The 19,147-nt window shown below is 50.8% G+C and carries 15 protein-coding genes and 2 pseudogenes; 2 read left to right on the plus strand and 15 right to left on the minus strand.

Going from position 1 to position 19,147, the window contains the following annotated elements; all coding sequences use genetic code 11:
• Positions 1 to 297 precede the first annotated feature (297 nt).
• The 15 genes and pseudogenes from K3T83_RS08420 to K3T83_RS08485 all read right to left on the minus strand — a co-directional run bounded on the left by K3T83_RS08420 (position 298) and on the right by K3T83_RS08485 (position 17,690).
• Positions 298 to 636 carry a hypothetical protein gene (locus K3T83_RS08420; RefSeq protein WP_220202526.1) on the minus strand — a complete coding sequence of 113 codons (339 nt, stop codon included), beginning with the start codon at positions 634 to 636 and terminating at the stop codon, positions 298 to 300.
• A gap of 180 nt (positions 637 to 816) precedes the next feature.
• Positions 817 to 1,470 carry an LON peptidase substrate-binding domain-containing protein gene (locus tag K3T83_RS08425; protein WP_220202527.1) on the minus strand — a complete coding sequence of 218 codons (654 nt, stop codon included), beginning with the start codon at positions 1,468 to 1,470 and terminating at the stop codon, positions 817 to 819.
• Positions 1,471 to 1,711: 241 nt separating this feature from the next.
• Entirely contained in the window at positions 1,712 to 2,911 is a 1,200-nt protein-coding gene (locus K3T83_RS08430) for a glycosyltransferase family 4 protein (protein WP_220202528.1), read from the minus strand.
• Between the two features lie 262 nt (positions 2,912 to 3,173).
• On the minus strand, positions 3,174 to 3,635 hold the full coding sequence (locus K3T83_RS56180; RefSeq protein WP_308441710.1) for an MFS transporter: 462 nt from the start codon (positions 3,633 to 3,635) through the stop codon (positions 3,174 to 3,176).
• Between the two features lie 31 nt (positions 3,636 to 3,666).
• Positions 3,667 to 4,506, minus strand: a pseudogene (locus tag K3T83_RS56185) (MFS transporter); the annotation flags it as partial.
• Positions 4,507 to 4,781: 275 nt separating this feature from the next.
• Positions 4,782 to 5,525 carry a Gfo/Idh/MocA family protein gene (locus K3T83_RS08440; RefSeq protein ID WP_373324594.1) on the minus strand — a complete coding sequence of 248 codons (744 nt, stop codon included), beginning with the start codon at positions 5,523 to 5,525 and terminating at the stop codon, positions 4,782 to 4,784.
• An 18-nt stretch (positions 5,526 to 5,543) separates the two neighbouring features.
• Positions 5,544 to 6,445 (minus strand): annotated as a pseudogene (locus tag K3T83_RS08445) (Gfo/Idh/MocA family oxidoreductase); the annotation flags it as partial.
• Between the two features lie 41 nt (positions 6,446 to 6,486).
• Positions 6,487 to 8,889: a cysteine--tRNA ligase gene (gene cysS, locus K3T83_RS08450; protein ID WP_220202531.1), complete on the minus strand. Its 2,403-nt coding sequence runs from the start codon at positions 8,887 to 8,889 to the stop codon at positions 6,487 to 6,489.
• Between the two features lie 326 nt (positions 8,890 to 9,215).
• Entirely contained in the window at positions 9,216 to 10,118 is a 903-nt protein-coding gene (hisG, locus tag K3T83_RS08455; protein ID WP_220202532.1) for an ATP phosphoribosyltransferase, read from the minus strand.
• Between the two features lie 429 nt (positions 10,119 to 10,547).
• The gene (locus K3T83_RS08460; RefSeq protein WP_220202533.1) at positions 10,548 to 11,021 is read right to left on the minus strand and encodes a GatB/YqeY domain-containing protein; all 474 of its coding nucleotides are present in this window, start codon (positions 11,019 to 11,021) and stop codon (positions 10,548 to 10,550) included.
• A gap of 151 nt (positions 11,022 to 11,172) precedes the next feature.
• On the minus strand, positions 11,173 to 12,945 hold the full coding sequence (locus tag K3T83_RS08465; RefSeq protein ID WP_236064853.1) for a S53 family peptidase: 1,773 nt from the start codon (positions 12,943 to 12,945) through the stop codon (positions 11,173 to 11,175).
• Between the two features lie 545 nt (positions 12,946 to 13,490).
• Entirely contained in the window at positions 13,491 to 13,778 is a 288-nt protein-coding gene (locus K3T83_RS08470) for a hypothetical protein (RefSeq protein WP_220202534.1), read from the minus strand.
• A 25-nt stretch (positions 13,779 to 13,803) separates the two neighbouring features.
• The gene (locus K3T83_RS08475) at positions 13,804 to 15,507 is read right to left on the minus strand and encodes a sodium:solute symporter family protein (protein ID WP_220202535.1); all 1,704 of its coding nucleotides are present in this window, start codon (positions 15,505 to 15,507) and stop codon (positions 13,804 to 13,806) included.
• Positions 15,468 to 16,004 carry a sodium:solute symporter family transporter gene (locus K3T83_RS08480; protein WP_220202536.1) on the minus strand — a complete coding sequence of 179 codons (537 nt, stop codon included), beginning with the start codon at positions 16,002 to 16,004 and terminating at the stop codon, positions 15,468 to 15,470. Before K3T83_RS08480 ends, K3T83_RS08475 begins: the two co-directional genes overlap by 40 nt.
• A gap of 303 nt (positions 16,005 to 16,307) precedes the next feature.
• Positions 16,308 to 17,690 (minus strand): sugar porter family MFS transporter, encoded by a 1,383-nt coding sequence (locus K3T83_RS08485; protein WP_220202537.1) that lies wholly within the window; start codon positions 17,688 to 17,690, stop codon positions 16,308 to 16,310.
• Between the two features lie 170 nt (positions 17,691 to 17,860).
• Between K3T83_RS08485 and K3T83_RS08490 the strand changes: the two genes are divergently transcribed.
• Together K3T83_RS08490 and K3T83_RS08495 are read left to right on the plus strand one after the other, a co-directional pair.
• Positions 17,861 to 18,415: a GNAT family N-acetyltransferase gene (locus K3T83_RS08490; RefSeq protein WP_220202538.1), complete on the plus strand. Its 555-nt coding sequence runs from the start codon at positions 17,861 to 17,863 to the stop codon at positions 18,413 to 18,415.
• A gap of 180 nt (positions 18,416 to 18,595) precedes the next feature.
• Positions 18,596 to 19,063, plus strand: a complete 468-nt coding sequence (locus tag K3T83_RS08495; RefSeq protein WP_220202539.1) for an NUDIX domain-containing protein — start codon at positions 18,596 to 18,598, stop codon at positions 19,061 to 19,063.
• Positions 19,064 to 19,147: the final 84 nt, after the last annotated feature.

Raw genomic sequence — 19,147 nt, forward strand, 5'->3', positions numbered from 1 at the left:
GAGTTCCTCCTGAACAGCGTGATACAGTTACGACTCAGTAACATTGCTCCCGACATAAAAAATATGCAGAGCGGCCCATCCAGCTCTGGTCTTCATGTTGTAGATATGCCAGGATGACAAAAAAACGTAGAAGTAGCATTCCCTCCAAAGTAGCAGTATCCATCGCTGGACGCCCTGACATTGAAATCGACGAATACATACAACGTTTTCTAAGGTTATACCACCCCATCAACAGATTCGTCAATTTATCGATAAACTAATTTTTGGGAGCTATATTTTCGCCGCTTTTCTACTCTTTTACTTCCTATACTTCCTGTTAGGATTGGCGCTTTGCGGCTTACTTCCCTTCTTTTGAGCTGCTCCTTTGCCTGATGATGGACGCTGTTTCTGGCCTCTTCCCAGGATAGCATCGGCCTCCTCTTGACGCTCATGAGCCACCAGCCATTCACGCGCCTGTGCATGCAAATCTTTGAGCGTGGCGCTGCCAGCAATCATCATCCACATAGCCAATTCTGGATCTTCAGGCGTATCGGCGCTCCACTGATCCTCAGCTATAAGAAAATCCTGCACCTTCTTCACATCTCGTGTGCGTAACACCGTATCTAATCGTTGTCGAAAGCTCATCGGCTCAGTCATAAATCATACTCCTTCACAAATTGATACCTCTTTTAAACGAATCACTGCCATAATTTGTAGTCGAGCTATTTATCGCACAATTCCGTCTACGCGGATAAATAGCTCGACTACAAATTATGGCTACACAAACAAAAAAGACTGGTCGAAAGCCCTCCTACCAGCCTGGCTTCGCTCTAAAAGCTAATTTAACATACTTCGCTCTTCCGGCAAATCCCTGGAGAGAATCTGGCGCATAAAAGGAACTTCACGACGCAAAAGCGCAATCTCCTCATGCAGTCGCTCGCTCGTGGAGTCCATTTCTAGAAGATGTTGTTTGATAGAATTATGAATATCCAGAAAGTAGGCCACGCTGTATGAGAGACTCTCCGGCTCATCAGGCAAGGTCATTTGTAGATCATTTTCATTGGCCGCCTCCAGCAACATATTCAGATACTCGCTAAAGAGCATACTCGCCTGCTCCATCTCAGAATAAAGTGTGGAGAGAGGCTCAACGGTATCTTCAAATGGTTCCACCCAACCAGAAAGATAGGGCTTCTCGCGGTGCTGGCTGACAATACGAAAACGGCTCATCCCGACAGCGACCAGCGTGTAACGCCCATCAGGGAGCTGATCCAGATTGCGGATCTCGGCCATAGTGCCGACTGTATAAGGAACCTCCTGGAGATACTCGCTTCCCGGCCTCGCCAGCACAATCCCGATGGGTATCTCTTTATCGACACAATCAACAATCATTTGACGATAGCGCGTTTCAAAAATATGTAACGGTAACGCCGTACCAGGAAAGAGTACAACATCCAGCGGAAATAACGGTAATTCAATCGCTGCTGCTGACATCTGCGATCTCCTTGTGTACAAATCCACCGCTTCCAGTAGCAAACCTCTGCCAGATGTCTCGATCTGTCTATATCCTGAGTTTCACCGGCTGGAAGGGAACATCACAACATCTGCTTATTCAGGCATAACAATCATCAACATACAACTGTTCTCAGCAATAGAGTGAAGTCTAACAACATACACATAGAGTAACGAAAATGCTGCATAATCACAAGGGGCAAAGAGTTAATACGCGAAACGCTTAGCCTTCCACCTGTGGCTGTTCTTCAGCCATTGCTCGCTGTTTCTCAGCTTCTCTTTTATTTTGCAGGCGCGAACTCCAGATCAGCAAGGAGATCATAACGATGCCAACCAGCCCAAAGCCGAGAAATTTGTAGATGCGCTGCAACTGCAATGCCAGCAAGCCAAAGGCAAATGTAACGCTATAGAGGATATAACAGATCTGGCGAGGATTTAAACCGCCAAACAGGAAGCGATAATGCAGATGAGTTTTGCGATAATGGAGCTGTAAGATATCAGACTTCATCGGGTTCTGCCCACGCCGTATCCTGTTCACCATCACCAGAGCAATATCAAGAATCGGAATACCCAGAATCATCAAAATAAGCGCAAACTTGGCACCACTGATAACGGAGAGAACAGCCAGCGCCATACCAAGAAATTGCGCTCCCGAATCGCCCATAATAATTTTTGCCGGATTCCAGTTATGCGGCAGAAAGCCTGCAACAGCGCCGGTAAAAATTGCCGACAGGATAGCAAGGCTGTATTGTTCCATCCTCCAGCTGATAATGGTAATAAACAGGCCCACAATCGCCACGATCCCGCCAGCCAACCCATCGAGACCATCAATAAAATTGATCGCATTCATCATGCCAGCGACCCAGAACCAGGTAAAGAGGATCGCAGGAATTGCCAACCAGGAGACGACAGGTTCGCGGATAAAGAGGGTCAACGTTCCATCCGAGGCAAACGGATTATTGACGCCGAAGAAGAGGACACCATGAAAGATATGCAGGCCGGGACCGAGCAAGATGATCACAGCAACAGTTTGCCCCAACAGCTTTGGCAGTGGCTTGAGACCTTTAATATCGTCGTAGGCATAGACGGCAACGACTACCAGCGAAGCAATAATAAACAGTGCGTACATCACAAGGTCTTTGGGGTAAGTATGCCCGAAAATGATCTCCTGATTGTCGTGAGCATTGAGCGATGGAGGATACAGGCAGAGGGAGACGACCAAAAATGTCAGGAAGATGCCGATACCGCCGAGGCGAGGAATAGAGCCGGTAAAAAGCTTGCCCTCCTCGCGTCGATTAAATAAAGCAACTTTACGGCATAGAGCAATAATGCCAAAGGTCAGCCCGTATGTCAGGAGGAAGGCAACGACGCCACCAATTACAATAATCCAGTGCTGCGAAAATAAAAAGGCCGAGGAATACATACCTACATACAGTCCTTGCATCAAAAAGTATACATTTTTCACTGTCAGTTTTTGACAGTATACAGGATAGAACGAACAAAGAAGCTCGCTTTCTATCTACTTCTAGTACTTTTGTGACAGGTGAAACACAAAGACACAAAACAAGCGGCTAACTCATCTTCGCTTTAAATACCCTTACATTTGCTCCTTAGCTATTCTAATAAAAAAAGAAGATGTAATGTCTGGCATCACATCTTCTTCCTCTTAATGAAAGGCTCGATACTTAATCCGAAATGTCAACGTGAGCCATCTCTTTGAGGCCCAGCGTAGCAATGAACGAAAAGGCCGCAAGAATGATGATATATAAGGCGACAGGCACATAGGAGCCTTTAAACGTCTCAAGCAGGACAGCCGCAATGAGCGGAGCTAAACCACCAGCGAAGGGGGCGGCAAGCTGATAGCCAATGGACGCGCCACTGTAACGCAACCGAGTGCTGAAACGCTCGGAGATCAGCGCGGCCTGGGGTCCATAGACAAAAGAGTGGAAAACGGCCAGCGAAAGCACAATCCCGAGAATAATCAACACAGGGTTCCCAGTATTCAACAGGAGGAAGTAGGGGAAGGCAAACAGCAGCATTAACAAGCAGCCGAGCATATACCATTTCCGCCTCCCATAGCGATCCGAGAGTAGACCGAAGTAGGGGATCGTGAAAAAACTCGATAATCGCCGCGATATAGATGCCAGCCAGGATCAACTGCCTATCCGCATGTAAATATTGCGCTCCATAGACGAGAACAAAGACAGAGAACAGGTAGAACGGTGCCTGCTCAACAAAGCGGACAGCCGCCGACAGGATGACCTCTTCCCAATTCGAGCGCAACACATCCCAGACAGGGAGGCGAGCTTCCTGTTTGGCCTCCTGCACCTTTGTAAAGAGGGGAGTTTCCATAATGCGCAGACGGATATACAGGCCAACAGCGATCAACAAAGCGCTCAGGAGGAAAGGCACGCGCCATCCCCAGTTACTAAACTGATCGCCAGAGATGCCAGCAAAGATCGCCACCAGGCCAGCCGATAGCACCAGACCAATAGGAACTCCCGCCTGGGGCCAACTCGCCCAGAAACCACGATTGCGCTCATGCCCATGCTCTAGAGCCAGCAAGACGGAGCCACCCCATTCACCGCCAACGCCCAAACCCTGACAAAAGCGCAGTACTGAAACCAGGATTGGAGCAGTCACACCGATCACATTATAGCCAGGGATACAACCGATCAAGACCGTTGAGATGCCCATCAACAGCAGGGTTGCAATCAACGTCGATTTACGCCCAATGCGATCACCGAGATGTCCAAAAACGATGCCACCAATAGGACGAGCAATAAAGCCAATTAAGAAGGTTGTTAATGAGAGCAGGGTGCCAACAAACGCATCGGACTGAGGGAAATAGAGGGAGGGAAATACGAGCGCGGCAACGGTGCCATACAGGAAAAAGTCATACCACTCAATCGTTGTTCCTAGCGTACTTGCGACAATGACCGGGAGCATCCGCCGCTCCGCCATCTGTTCGGGAATAGAAGCCATGAGATTCCTCCAGAACTCGCAGATAATGTACATCAGCGTACACTACAATTGTTGCACTACAAAAACAATAGAGCCGGGCCTGAGGAAAGATCGGGGTAGAATAAACAGAACAATAAGAGAAAAAGACAGCATACTAGCAGCTGGCGTTGGTTACTCAACAATGAGCAACCGGCCTTACAACAACTATTATGCGTTATCCAGGGCAACTTTTCAAGCCCGAAGCGTTACGAGCAGCATCATCGCAACATGCTCATAGAGAGGACATGAGTTATTGTACGATATAGCAAGACAATGAGTGTGCATCTCAATCAGCAATGCACACTCATTGTCTCACCGCCACGTTCCGCCGAGCGTTTTGCTGCTTCCATGACCACGATATTGCGCCGAGCAGCTTCTGGAGGGATAGCGAGAGCCTCTCCTTGATGCAGATGATTTGCCAGATTGCGATGAAAGGCATGCTGAGGCATAGGAGGAAGTGCAAGCTGTTGCTCATGAATGCGATCACCAGCATCACGAATGAAGGCTGTCAGCGTGGGCAAGGCTTCGGAGGGTGCCAGCCGATCCTCGATCAGATCGCCGGACCAGCGGCGCGACTTGACGCTCTCATAGCGCCACTGTCCAACAATGGCTCCCCGCTCACACAGGATATACCACTTTGGCTTGAGGGCCGCTGCAATATCAGAATGGATGAACGACGCCTCCTGCCCACCAGCAAACCGCAGAGAGACACAGGACTGATCAGCATTCGTCACATCATGCCAGACACGTTTATGCTCGACGCCGCGCACACTCACCACAGGGTCGGGCACTAGATTGAGAATCCAATCCAGATAGTGCGCACCCCAATCGTAAAAGACACCACCTGAAATCGGCTCATGGGAATGCCAGTAATCGCACGGATGCGAGTAACTGCCGATAAACGTCTCGATATGAAAAGCAGGGCCAAGCAAACCCTGTTGCAACACGCGCTGAATAGCCAGGTAATCCGAGTCCCAGCGGCGACATTGATAGATGGTCAGCGTACGCTGCCTCTCGGCGGCAAGCTCAATCATCGCATCTGCTTCAGCGGTGGTCAGACAGAAGGGTTTCTCCGTCACGACATGTTTGCCGGCCTGCAACATCTGCATAGCAAGGGGGCATGAGTGTTTGGGGGAGTTGAAATAATGACGGCGTCAATGGCAGGATCATCCAGTATTTGAGCCATATCAGTGCAGGTAGAGACATCTGGAAACGTCTCTCCAACACGCCGCAACCGTCGCTCATCGCGATCACAAACCAGGGAGAGTGTCAGGCCGGGCGTGCTGGTAATGGCGGTAGCATGCTCCAGACCGATCACACCATACCCCAGCAGTGCCACACGGACAGGCTGTTCCTCCGTCTTCGCTCCCGCAACGTATCGAATCGCTCGCTCCAACATCTGAGCAAACACGGGATGCTTGCTCGTCTCTTCAGCACTTCCCAGCGTCGTACAGAAGACACGCCCCTTACCATACGCGCGGGTATAGGCCAGCACACGCGAGGTATAACGCCAGGAGAGACGCCAGAGCACCTCAGCATCAGCAGGAATATGATCGAGCAGATATATCTCCTCCACAACTGCAAACGACGAATCAGCGCGGCGCGTGATATAGTGATCCTCCGTGGCAACGTGTGCTATCAGTTCGCAATGGGGAATGCAGGCACCGTAGACTCCACCAAGCAAATCGCCGAACATAGCATAGTCATGATACGCCTCTATCGTATCTCCACTACAAACCAGTCCTCCACCGCGCTCGACAAAGGCACCGAGAGCGAGTTCTTGCTCTTTATTAAGAGGTCCAACGGCATGAGTAAATACGACAACCTGCAAACTATCCAATGAATATAACTGATCAGGAGAAGAGATTACAAGAACAGTATCGGCATCATGCATAACAGGCTCCTTAAATAGAGATCTCGCTCGATAAAAACTATACAGAACAGCAAAAAACATCCCTCCCCACTCATCAGGAAGAGAGGGATGTTCTCGGCCCGCTACTCACTAAGCGTGTGGTAATGCGGATGCTCATGCGAGTGATCGGGCCAATGTTGATGGGTATGCGAATGCATCACACCTGGTGGAGGCAGTTCCTCAGCTGGATGGATATGTGTGCCCTCTAAATGCTGCGGGTGATCGTGACCATACCACCAGTGTTGAGGATCAAAGTTCGCAACAAGCAAGCTCTGTCCATGATGCCAACGATCACGGAAGATATCATAATTCTTCTTGCTCTTCGTAGCTCGCTCATCTTCGCTCAGGCTATACCATTCGCGATGAGGATGTTTCTGCACCCGTTCGGCCACCAAAGGCGTTGTAATAATGCGATAACCCGAAGTTTTGAAGAAAAAGCTACAATGAATATCCATCAGGCGATAGAAGCGAAACTTCTCGTCAATCCAGCCAACCTCCGGCAACAGCTCGCGGCGAAAAGCCATGAGATAGCCCTCGATTGCATCGACATCGGGTCCATCTGCCTCGCGAAATTCGCGCAAATCGTCGGTCACAAGGCCATAGGGACCGGCTACACCGATATGTGGATCACTAAGCGTTGCCAGCAAAGGCTGCCAGATATCACCGATCAGCTCAATCGATGTGTCCATCAGTACAATATAGCGACCACGACTGGCCCGCATAGTGGCATTACGCCCGGCGGCAAATCCCATGTTATGGTCGGCGAAAATCACCTGCACCACAATGGTCTCGCCCCGCTCTGAAGTAAGATTGCCCTGACGAGCCAGATGCTCCAGATACGCAAGTGTCTCATCAGTCGAGCCATTATCGATGATGACCAGCTCGATTGCATGCTGAGCGGTGTGGCGACAGATGCTTTGAATGCAGCGCTCCAGATCTTCGCGGCTATTATGCGCCAGCAAATTGACTGAGAACTCAAATTGATCCGGGGTACGGGTATGGTCAGGTGCGTCGGTGGAGCTAGAAAGTACTGTAAACTCCTCTTCCGAGCGCCTGGGCAAGACGAGCGTGCCCTGCGCTGTATCTCTGACGGCAAAACCCTCCAGCTTGAGATCGTCACGTACGCGATCTGCCTGCTCGTAGTGTGAGGCATGGCGCAATCCCTCGCGCTCGCGCACCTGCCGGGCGACCTCAGCTGGGACAGCTTCCAGATAGACTTGTGGATCGCGTTTCTTGAGGGGTCGCTCACTCAAAAGATAACTTTTGAGATCAAAGCCAAGTATACGGTCAAAATCGAGTAGCAAGCGCACACGCGTAGCGGGATCGTCTTCTTGAGAGCGCAACATCGCCCAGACGACAGCCATCGCACGCGGCATGTTCAGATCGTTCTCGACCTCAGCCAGAAACGCCGTCTGCCAGCGATTGGCCTCCAGTGGCTCCTCTGAAAGAACCTGCGCCCTATCTGAACGCGTGAAAAGATCGTATGCGTGGTCGCGTAGCCGTTCGAGAGCGGTCTGAGCAGCCTGTAATGCACGGAAGGTAAAGTTCAAGCGGCTGCGATAGAGGGCGGTGGTATAGAAATAGCGGAGAGACATCGGATCAAAGCCGCGCGCCTCGATCTCAGCTCGTGTGTAGGCATTGCCAGTGGACTTTGCCATCTTCTGTCCATCGGCCAATAGGTGTTGAGCGTGAAGCCAGTAATTGACGTATTGCTGACCCGTACAGCCTTCACTTTGAGCGATCTCATCTTCATGATGGGGGAAGATATTATCAACCCCACCTGTATGCAAATCGAAGTGTGTGCCGAGATACTTCATCGCCATCGCAGAACATTCGATATGCCAGCCCGGAAAGCCACGCCCCCAGGGACTCTCCCAGGCCATCTCGCGTCCCGGTTCAGCTGGCTTCCAGAGAGGGAAATCTTCGGGATTGTGTCGATCAGTATGAACCCCTTCGCGCACTCCGGCAAGCATACTCTCTAAAAAATTGCCCGATAGTTTGCCATAGCCAGGAAAGCGCTTAACATCATAGTACACATAACCATTGACATGATATGCAATATCATTGTTCAACAGCCCCTCAATAATGGCGATCATCTCAGGAATATGCTGCGTGGCGCGCGGAAATACATTGGCAGGAAGAATATTGAGCGCATCCTCATCCTGATGAAATGCCTCAGTATAGAACTGCGCAATCTGTGCCGACGATTTGCCCTCCTTACGGGCCTGGGCAACCATTTTATCCTCGCCACGATCCAGCATCTCCTGCCGCATATGTCCCACATCGGTAATATTTTTGATATGCAGCACTTCAAACCCGCGATATTCAAAGGCCCGCCGCAGCCAGTCCGCCATCGTAAAGGTGCGCAAATTGCCAATATGAATGTAGCGATAGACAGTAGGGCCACATGAATACATGCCAAGCTTTCCAGCGTGCATTGGAATAATCTCTTCAATACGCTTCGTTAACGTGTTATAGATCTTCATAGCAGGATCAATGCCTCCAGGGAGGGAACTTTAGCAAGGGCTACGCTCTAGAAAAAATGTGCTTATATATGGTACGAACAAACAAATGCTCATGTCAAGACTATCTATTGCTTCCCATGCTATCTTATCCTTCTTCGGGTTCTATTCTCACGCCAGGTATTTTTTTCGGAAGAAGGCGTAAGGAAACACCATTTCTTGTGGAGAAAGATGGAACTTTTATGGAGGAATATAAAATAAGACCTGCTCAATATATATCAGATGTAGGGCAACGTTGCCCTACATCTGATATATATCAAGATAGATGAGAACAGTCTTCAAGCGACCAACTATAGAAACAGTTTCTCGATTGGGGACACCAAAATGCCTTGGGCACCAAGAGAGCGCAACTGCTCAATGCTCTCCCAGAACACATCTTCAGCAACGGCAATATGTACGGAAATCCAATCAGGATCAGCTGTGGGCAGAACGGTTGGCGAATGCATACCAGCAGCAAGCTCGACGATTGAGGGTAACGCTTCTCGTGGCGCATTCATCATAATATATTTATAAGAGCGGGCGTTAATCACACCATTCAAGCGCATAAGCAGCCGGTTCAGAATTATAGATTTTATCGATTTTTGCTCATCTTTGAACGTTGTCGGATTGGCAATCAGGGCCGCCTGCGATTGGAGAACCGACTCTAAAGGCACCAGATCGTTGAGCTTGAGGCTGCTGCCGCTACTCACCAGATCAACAATCGCGGTAGAGACGCCAAGCGTGGGGGCCAGTTCGACGCTGCCACTGATCGTCGTGATATCCACATTGATGCCGCGCTCCTGGAAAAATTGGCGCGTGGTCACGGGATACGAGGTGGCAATTTTACAGCCTGCCAGTTGCTCAACAGCCTGAATGTGGCTCTCGCGCGGCACCGCTACCATCAGCGTACAATGCCCATAATTGAGCGGCAACAATTCTTCAACGGGCCGCTCGGCCTCCCGCACGAGATTCTGTCCCACAATACCCAGATCAGCGACACCATCGGCCACATACTCTGGAATGTCGTCATCCCTCACATAGAGAATAGCGAGGGGAAAATTGCGGCACACGCTAAATAAGCGCTGTTTGGCAGACTCAAACTGAAGTCCGGCAGTGCGGAGAAGCTGAAGAGTCGCCTCCGTCAAACGTCCATCCTTCTGAATGGCCAGTTTGATTTGCTCGCCATCAAGTTGCAATACATTTACAGGTGTCATTCAACATCACTCCCTTTTTTATAGACACAAAAAAACCTCCGCTCCTCGCATCGAGGAACGAAGGTGATCATTTCTTCGCGGTCCCATCCTCATTCCTGCTTATAACAAGCAGGCACTCAATCCGACACCCTCTGCACCTGGCGGTCAAAAGGGGATCGGCTGTTCCAACTGACGGGGGAACAGAACCGTCGTGCTTGTGCAAAATGCTTTCTCACACGCAGCTTTCACGGTGTGTTTGGCTGGCAGTCAATAACCGGCTTACACCTCGCCCGGCTCTCTGGATACTAACACATCCTGCCTACTCTTCCGTGATACGAACGCTTTTTGTTTGTCTATTCTTTTTGTTTACATTATAAGAGACGAGAGAAAATGCTGTCAAGGCATTCAACCAGATAGAGAAGGGTGAGAAGAATGATGATACGCAACGCCCTACTGGATCATCTCTCTCACAATACGCTGAACACGAGCGCCATCTGCACGCCCTTTGGTCTCTTTCGCCGCCTGCGGCATCACTTTGCGAAACTCTTTCCCGTTTTGCTCGATTAAGCGCGCAACGACAGCGCGTATCTCCTCGTCGCTGATCTGAGAGGATTGCAGGTAGCTCTGAAGAATGTCCAGTTCGCGCTGCTCTTTTTCGGCGAGATCGTTTCTGCCCCCCTGCTTATATAAAGGAATGGCCTGGTTGCGCTTTTTAGCTTCCTGTTCCAGCACACGCACCGTATCAGGCTCGGTCAACGGCTGACCATATTCCGGGTGCTTGCGATCAGTACGAGCGACCTCCAGATTGTGAATCGCGCCCAAGGCCATGCGCAGCGTGTCAAGGCGAACCTGATCGCGGGCTTTCTGCGCCTCTATAATATCCTTGCGCAATTGCTGCTCTAAAGGGAAATCCTGACGTGCCATAAGCTCCAAACTCCTCAATTGATGAATAATACCCAGCGTTCAGTATACTACGATGGGCAAGAAAAATCACCAGCGATACAAGCACAAATGCTGGATGAGTATCATCCCATCCAGCATTTGTGCTATAAGAGCGGAACCCTCAAAAGAGTTCTTATTTGCGCCCCTGAGTGTCTTTCCCTGAGCTTGCTATCAGATCGCGAGCAATATTCCAGGCATCGGGCGTTCCCATACCTGTAGCGAGATCATAGCCCGTTGTCGCCTCGTAATACAGGTTTTTGCCGGTGGTCACATCATGATATGGTGTATAGGTTTGTGTTGTATTATACAGATGATATAAAGCGGCATTGGCACTTCCCAGTGTCGGTCTATGGGCATTGGTCAGATACTGATTCATCAGAGCGGCAAGCGCTACCCATAAAGGCGTCGCAGCACTGGTGCCCCCAACCGTTACCCAGCCACTATCGGGGCAGCCCGCAGCCGCAACGGAACAGTAAACCGAATAGCCTGTTACAGGATCAGCATTGGCAGAGACATCTGGCACCATGCGATGAGCGTTGTTCAGGCCAGGACCGCTCTGGTAGGCAGGACGCGCAAAATAGCCGCTTACGCCACCACCACTACCGGCCCCCTGCTGACTCCGCTGAGTGCAGAATGCACACGACCAAGCCGTTTCGCTGAGGTAGTTGCCATCGTTGCCAATTTGAAGGGTTGTACCGCCGACTGCAACCACATTGGGATCATCGGCGGGAGAATCGACGGCAAGGGCCGGAGTACCACAATCATAAGCGCCTGAATCGCCCGAAGCAGCGAAGAAAGCCTGCCCCTGCGCCACGCCCTGCTTAAAAATGTTGTTCAGCGTTTGCAGCTCAGCATTTCCAATAGAGGCTTCGCACAATCCCCAACTGATGCTGACCAGCTTCGCACTATTATCGTTCACAATCTGATTGTATATATCATTTACATCGCTTATACGGTTCATGCCGATATACACTTTTTGTTGCGCGCCTGGCGCAATAGCTGCTATCTGCTCCATGTCCAATTCTACTTCAGCAGCAGAGGAACCGGGCGTATTCGTTGCCGCGCCAACCAGCACATCAGAATATTTAGGCGAGCCAAGGTGGTAATAATTGAAATATGTCTGAATGTCAGCAGGATTGTATCCATCCAGCTCAAAAAGCGCGATAGTCTGACCCGAACCGTTAACGCCAGAAGTTAGCAGTGGCTTGACATTATAAGCAGCGTGCATTGCATCGGGGGTGTACCCGCCTCCCGGCCCATGATACGGGTCTGCCTGTTTTTCTTTTTTCACAGCTAGCTTACCCAATCGGTGATAATGTGTGACGTTATCCAGACCAGAGATATTGAGAATCATGCCTGAGAGGGTCGCAGGAACCGATGGTGTTGTCGCTGGCGCGTAGACGGTCTGACCAGCAACAACATAGTCTGCCAGCGTCGTATTGAAAGCGTGCTCAACACTACTAATCGAGCCGGAGGCACGAATAAGCAATTTATTGGGTGAAACAGAACGCACATGGATATTCTGACTCCGCAAATAGGCGGCTACAACATCCACCATCGCCTGATCAGGAGCAAAGAGAGCAGTAAACTCCGATGGCGTAATATAGCGATGATAGAGCGACGAACGAGGATTATTTTGCGCGGCAATCAACGCATCTAATTCAGTGGGGTGACGCAATTTGAGCGCAATAGAAAGGTCAAGCTGCATATTCTGTTGCACCGCATGTGGTGTAGCATGCAACGGTATGCTATGTTTGAGCGCAGGAATCAGCAAGCCTGGTATGAGATAGCGAGACCCGGGTGTACCGGAGGCTTGCGCAGCAAGGCTGGGAGAAGCGCTACTGGCAACGAACACGGCCATAACCACAACAGCGACAATAAGTGTAGAGACCGACCTGGTTATCACAAGACGAGGTTCTTTCCGACAATCCATCCTTATCACCATTTCCTCTAGACAGCAATAGTCACGTCAGGCGCAAAAAGGCACCAGAACCCTTCACACCTGAAACTTTTTGGTTGCCCATGCAATGCAGGACAATATTTCTTTGCGGAGCAATTTATCAGCTTTACCGAACCATCAAACCATATATATTACAGTATACATATCACACTTTATATACCGATATATATAAATACATGTTTTTTTGAATCGAGAGAAGGTACAAAGCAGAGCAAGAGATAGGAGAAAAAACAGAGATGGTGCAATGCTCAATCAGGGAGAACATTGCACCATAGCGAACGGGATCGCCATATTGTAGGTCGGGCGTTCCTCAACGGGGGCTATCTCCACCTGGTTCTACCAGAGGCACCCCATGCGCTGCGTTGAGATTAGCGGCCACTCGCAGGTAAGCGGATTCCACTGGCGGTAGGGCCCAGCATAAGAGGCTGGCATCACCCACGATGCTCTCCCTCAAGTGCATTCGTGTCCTTGCCCGACCCGGTTTCAGCAGTCTATTGTGTGTTGGGTTCGACATCGTGTGCCGGTGGTACAGGGGGCCGCATCGGATTTAGTCGCCACCACAGCAGGAACAGTAGGCCGATAATCAGCATGCCGATCCCCATCCACAGGTTGATGTTGATACCAGATGCCTTCTGTATCTCTGCTGCACTGGCAAAGATCCCGGCAATAATCAGCACTACCCCGTAGAAAGTGAACAGGCCGCCAATCAGCACCCGCAGGTCGAACAACTTGGCCGCCGCTGACTGCGGCGTACTCGGCTGGGCCGTTTGCTGGCTCATAGTGTACTCCTTTCGTATGCGGTGGCTAAAGGAAGATCAGAGAGAGCAGGAGCGTAATGCCGAGCGCTCCCCACCCAAGCAGAGATGGCGACTCCCACCACGGCAGTTTGGGTGCCTTCGATGGGTCAGGTGCGTTGGGGTCCGGGACACCCCAGACCAGACCAGCTAGCTCAGACAGCGGCTTTGGCTTACCCAGGAAGGTTACAATTACGGTAACCACCAGATCGGCCACGAAAGCGGCGATGGCCCCGTAGAAGTTCTGCATCTGGGCGTTGATGGTGGCGTGCGCAAGATCGATGTGGCCGCCGGGATAGAAGTACGGCAGGTTGAACGCTACGTAGTGGAAGACTCCTGCGGCAATTGTACCCGCAGCCAGCCCGAAGATGCCCGCCATCGGCGAGACCCGCTTCCAGAACATTGCAAGGATGAACGTCGCAAACAGCGGGGCGTTGAAGAACGAGAACAACAACTGGATATAGTTCATAATGTTGCTGTAGCCCGCCGCAATGAAGGCGGTCAGGATTCCGACCAGCACCCCGGCGATGGTCACTATCTGGCCGACCCGTAGATAGTAGAGGTCGGAGCGCCCACGGCGGATGTAGGCCTGCCAGATGTCATAGGTGAATACAGTGTTGAATGCGGAGACGTTGGCCGCCATTCCAGCCATGAAAGCAGCTATCAGGCCGGCCATCGCCACGCCGAGTACTCCGTTGGGCAGGAACTGGTTCATCAGTAGCGGGATCGCGTCATTGTAGGGCAGACCCTCGGTGCCGCCCAGATTCGGCACCACGACCAGGGCGATCAGGCCGGGGATGATAGTCAGGAAGGGAATGAAAATCTTGGGGTAGGCACCAATGAGCGGGGTGCGCCGTCCGGCAGAGAGATCCTTTGCTGAGAGGGCACGCTGTACCTCGGCAAAGTTAGTCGTCCAGTAGCCAAACGAGAGCACGAAGCCAAGCCCAAAGACGATGCCGATCCAATCGCCCAGCGGGTTAGACCAGGGGATACCGGTACCCTTCCACGAGTGAAAGGCGTTCTGGCCCAGGGGCGTGTGGAGTACTGCGGCCTGTAAGCCTGCCCAGCCGCCAACGTGCGCCAGTCCGATGATCACAATAGGAATTAGCCCGGCCAGAATCACGAAGAACTGTAGAACCTCGTTGTAGATCGCGCCGGAGAGACCGCCGAGCGTGATGTAGGCCAGCACAAAACCGGCTGCGACGATGATGGAAACCCACAACGGCCAGCCTAGCAACGCCTCCAGGATAATCGCCAGGGCATAGAGGTTGACCCCAGCAATGAGTACAGTGGAGACGGCGAAGGTGAGCGCATTGAAGAGGTGGGTCGACGCATTGAAACGACGGCGCAGATACTCGGGTACGCTACGTACCCGAGAGCCGTAGTAGAAGGGCATCATCACCAGACCAAGGAAAACCATAGCTGGAACGGCACCGATCCAGTAGAAGTGGACGGTAGACCAGCCGTACTGGGCACCGTTGGCAGCCATGCCGAGGATCTCAATGGCACCGAGGTTGGCGGAGATGAAGGCGAGTCCGGTGATCCAGGCGGGTAAGGAGCGTCCGGCCAGCAGAAAGTCCTCACTGGTGGCGATGGCACGCCGGGCGAGGATACCGATGGCAATAACCAGGGCGAAGTAGACGATCAGGATTGCGAAGTCCAGGACATTGAGGTTCAACCGCAATGGGTTGGCTGCAAGCACTGCCAGAAGCATAACCTACTCCTCTCACTAATGGGCGACAGTTGGTGTACTCCGAAGGCTTGTCCAGGCATCGTGATTAAAACGGTGAGAACGCCAAAAGAGATGGCATTAAAGCTGCGTGTCGCCTCGTTATAGCGTAGTTTCAGGAAGCCGGGGCCGGAGTGCGTCTTACTGCCATAGTAGAACGGCATCATGAAGATAGCCACGAAAATCATAACTGGGATCGCACCAATCCAGCAGAAATGGGCCTGTAAGATACCATATTGAGCGGCATTGGCTCCAATTCTCAGAATTTCAAGTACCCCAAGATTGGCACCGACAAAGGCTAATCCAGTCACCCAACCTGAAAGTGAACGTCCCAAAAGAAAAAAATCTTCAGAGGAGCGCATACTGGTTCTTAGCGCAAAGCCAATCCCTAGCGTCACGGCAAAATAGATCGCAATAAAGAGGTAATCTACCCAGCCAACGTTAGCGGTTACAGGCGCTTGCATCGACGCAAGGGCAAACATAGTGATTCTCCTTAGAGGAAACCACTTTAGAGCTTTAGACATTATAGATGCTCAAACGCACAAAAAGAGACCCATCTCTACTGCCCCGAATCGAGATCTCTAGCCGGCTTAGGCGATCTGCTTAGGGGGAAGTTCTCCTATACATCGATCTTCCTCTAAGGACACGTTTAGCGATCAACGATGGTTTCATCTTGTCTGGCAGGCAATGGGCGATACTTTGCTCCGCGTTTGATCCAACGTTTTGCAATGGATTATTCCAGAAAAAAGGGAGAAACATCTCTGTTCCTCCCGCCAAGTAGCAGATCACGCCATTTTCTGTTTTTTATTCCAATACTGTTCAATCTGCTCCAGTGTTCTACCATTAGTCTCAGGAACGAACTTCCAGCAGAAGACAAGAGCCAGCAACCCCATAAACGCATAGAGACCAAAGGTAAACGATGAACCGAGCAGATGAATCAGCGAAAGAAAGGTCAGGCTCACCAGGAAGTTCGCCACCCAGTTGGAGAAGGAGCAGATGCTCGATCCAGCTGCACGCAAACGCGTGGGAAAGATTTCGGCGCTCATAAGCCAGAAGATCGGCCCCATACTAATAGCGAAGGCGAAGATGTAAACCATGAGCGTTATCAAGGTCAGCGTACTGGTCTGGTTTGAGCCGCTAGCAAAGACGATGCCGAGCGCCACCAGCGCCACGATTATGATACCTGTACCAGTGAGCAACAGCGTACGGCGGCCAAGCTTATCGAGCAGAAATGTCGCCACCACCGTTGAAAACACGTTCACGACGCCAACAACGCTGGTTGCCAGGATAGCATTATTGGCGCTGGCAAATCCGGCCTTTTGGAAAATGATCGGCGCATAATAGATGACGGTGTTGATGCCAACCAGTTGTTGAAAGATAGCCAGACCCACGCCGACCATCAAAGCGGTACGCAAGCCGGGCTGGAAAAGCTCGCGCATGCCTCCTCTCCTCTGCTCAAGCAAAAGCGAACTGCGAATATCGATAAGCTCATTCTCAGGATCTAAGCCCTTCATCTGCTCAAGCACCCGTTTCGCATCATTCCAGCGTCCTTTGCTCGCCAACCAGCGCGGAGTCTCAGGACTCGCCAGCATGCCCAGAAACAAAATGACACCGGGAATTGCTGCTGTTGCGAACATGGGAGGCCATCCCATTCCAGCATGAGCAAAGGCCAGATCAACCCAATAGGAGATCGCAATACCAACAGTAATCGCAAGCTGATTGAACGTGACCAGCGTTCCTCGCAGATGCGGAGGAGACATCTCCGAAATGTAGACGGGCACAACGCTAGCAGCGGCCCCAATTCCCACGCCAACCAGAATGCGACAAGCAGTAAAGAACAGCAGATTGGGAGCAACTGCTGTCAATATCGCGCCAATGGTGAAAATGACAGCCAGGAGGAGCAACGTGATTTTGCGGCCGAGTGCATCATTGACGCGACCTGCACCGAGCGCCCCGACGATAGCACCAGCCAGTACAACACTGACAGCAATCTCCTGCGTCGTATCGTTGAGCGCAAAACTCCCCTTGAGGAAGAGCAGCGCCCCAGATATCACCCCGGTATCATAGCCAAAGAGCAGTCCTCCAATTGCCGCCACAACCGCCACAAAGTAGACCGACATCTGGCGAGGCCGCACCACAGTTGTTGATCGTAGTTCTTTACTCGACATAATCGTACCTCCATTGGTAGATGCAAGTTTCGCGATCTTACATCTCCAATCGTCACAAAACCAGGAGGCCAATAGGATCGAGTATGAGGTATGATATAGCTGAGAATAAACACGAATATCATCCATAACTTGTTTATTACTCATTGAGAAGCATTTAAGGAGCAAGAGACATGAATATATTTCTTGACAGCGATAACATTTATCTACGAACACTAGAACGCGACGATTTGGATCTGTTCTGGCAATGGTTCGCGGATAGAGAAATCACAAGATATTCAATGGGTATGTTGATTTTTCCCTTTTCTAAAGCCGAAACTCAGGAATGGCTTGAACGAACGCTTCACGATAAACAGGTATTGTCGCTAGGTATCGTGGAAAAAACCAGTGACCAGCTTCTCGGCTATGCAGGCGTCACATCGATCAGCAATATCAATCGTTCTGGCGAATATTATATCTTTATCGGCAACAAAGGCAGTTGGGGCAAAGGATATGGGACAGAGGTAACAAGATTGATAGTTAATTACGGCTTTCGGAGCCTGAATCTCCATAGAATTATGCTCACTGTGTTTGCCGGCAATAGCGCTGCGATCAGGGTATATACAAAAGCGGGCTTCACAGAAGAGGGCGTTATGCGGCAGGCAAACTATCGAGAGGGAAGGTATCACGACGTTATTGTGATGTCGATCCTGCGGCCAGAGTGGGAACAAATGCAGGAAATAGTATGAGTTATACTCCCTGATATTTGGATGAATTAATATACTAAGTAATAGATGGGTGTTCCATCTAGTGTGCTTCTTAACAACAACAACCACAAGTACTACCTCCTGATGGAACACTTTTTCCCTTTCCCATCTGAACCCATGCGAATTGATTATAGATTGAATACTAAAAATGGAGCTATAAATATGGCAAAGATTCTCTATGGACAACGAATAGCGAAACGGGGGAAACTATCAATTGGCTGCTCTGCTATCATCTTCGACGACACACGACAGAAAATCTTGCTGACACGCAGGAGCGATAACGGACGCTGGTGCCTCCCTGGTGGACACATGGAAGCGGGAGAGAGCGCTGCCGAGGCATGTATACGCGAGGTCGAGGAAGAAACTGGCTTGCAAGTACGGATACGTCGGCTACTTGGCGTCTATTCCAGCCCGCATATGCTCCTCACCTATGCAGACGGCAATCAGTATCAGATAGTCGCCCTCAGCTTTGAAGCTGACATAGAGGATGGCACCCTGACACTGAGCGATGAAACAACAGATGTAGGATATTTTACTCCAGCTGAGATTGAAGAAATGGACGTGATGGAGCATCATCGCCAACGCATTGCTGATGCGCTATCGGGACAAAACGAGCCAATTGTATCATAGTGCAAGCTGCGATTACCCTCTATAAAAATGATACAATGAGGGCAGCATCAAGGAAAGAGCGCTGTCTTTGCCAGATGACAGCCT

The sequence above is a fragment of the Reticulibacter mediterranei genome (assembly GCF_016587455.1).

Coding starts and splice junctions, on each gene's coding strand:
- K3T83_RS08420 (WP_220202526.1), bottom strand. CDS start 636: ATGACTGAGCCGATGAGCTTTCGACAACGATTAGATACGGTGTTACGC.
- K3T83_RS08425 (WP_220202527.1), bottom strand. CDS start 1,470: ATGTCAGCAGCAGCGATTGAATTACCGTTATTTCCGCTGGATGTTGTA.
- K3T83_RS08430 (WP_220202528.1), bottom strand. CDS start 2,911: ATGTATTCCTCGGCCTTTTTATTTTCGCAGCACTGGATTATTGTAATT.
- K3T83_RS08440 (WP_373324594.1), bottom strand. CDS start 5,525: ATGATTGAGCTTGCCGCCGAGAGGCAGCGTACGCTGACCATCTATCAA.
- cysS (WP_220202531.1), bottom strand. CDS start 8,889: ATGAAGATCTATAACACGTTAACGAAGCGTATTGAAGAGATTATTCCA.
- hisG (WP_220202532.1), bottom strand. CDS start 10,118: ATGACACCTGTAAATGTATTGCAACTTGATGGCGAGCAAATCAAACTG.
- K3T83_RS08460 (WP_220202533.1), bottom strand. CDS start 11,021: ATGGCACGTCAGGATTTCCCTTTAGAGCAGCAATTGCGCAAGGATATT.
- K3T83_RS08470 (WP_220202534.1), bottom strand. CDS start 13,778: ATGAGCCAGCAAACGGCCCAGCCGAGTACGCCGCAGTCAGCGGCGGCC.
- K3T83_RS08475 (WP_220202535.1), bottom strand. CDS start 15,507: ATGCTTCTGGCAGTGCTTGCAGCCAACCCATTGCGGTTGAACCTCAAT.
- K3T83_RS08480 (WP_220202536.1), bottom strand. CDS start 16,004: ATGTTTGCCCTTGCGTCGATGCAAGCGCCTGTAACCGCTAACGTTGGC.
- K3T83_RS08485 (WP_220202537.1), bottom strand. CDS start 17,690: ATGTCGAGTAAAGAACTACGATCAACAACTGTGGTGCGGCCTCGCCAG.
- K3T83_RS08490 (WP_220202538.1), top strand. CDS start 17,861: ATGAATATATTTCTTGACAGCGATAACATTTATCTACGAACACTAGAA.
- K3T83_RS08495 (WP_220202539.1), top strand. CDS start 18,596: ATGGCAAAGATTCTCTATGGACAACGAATAGCGAAACGGGGGAAACTA.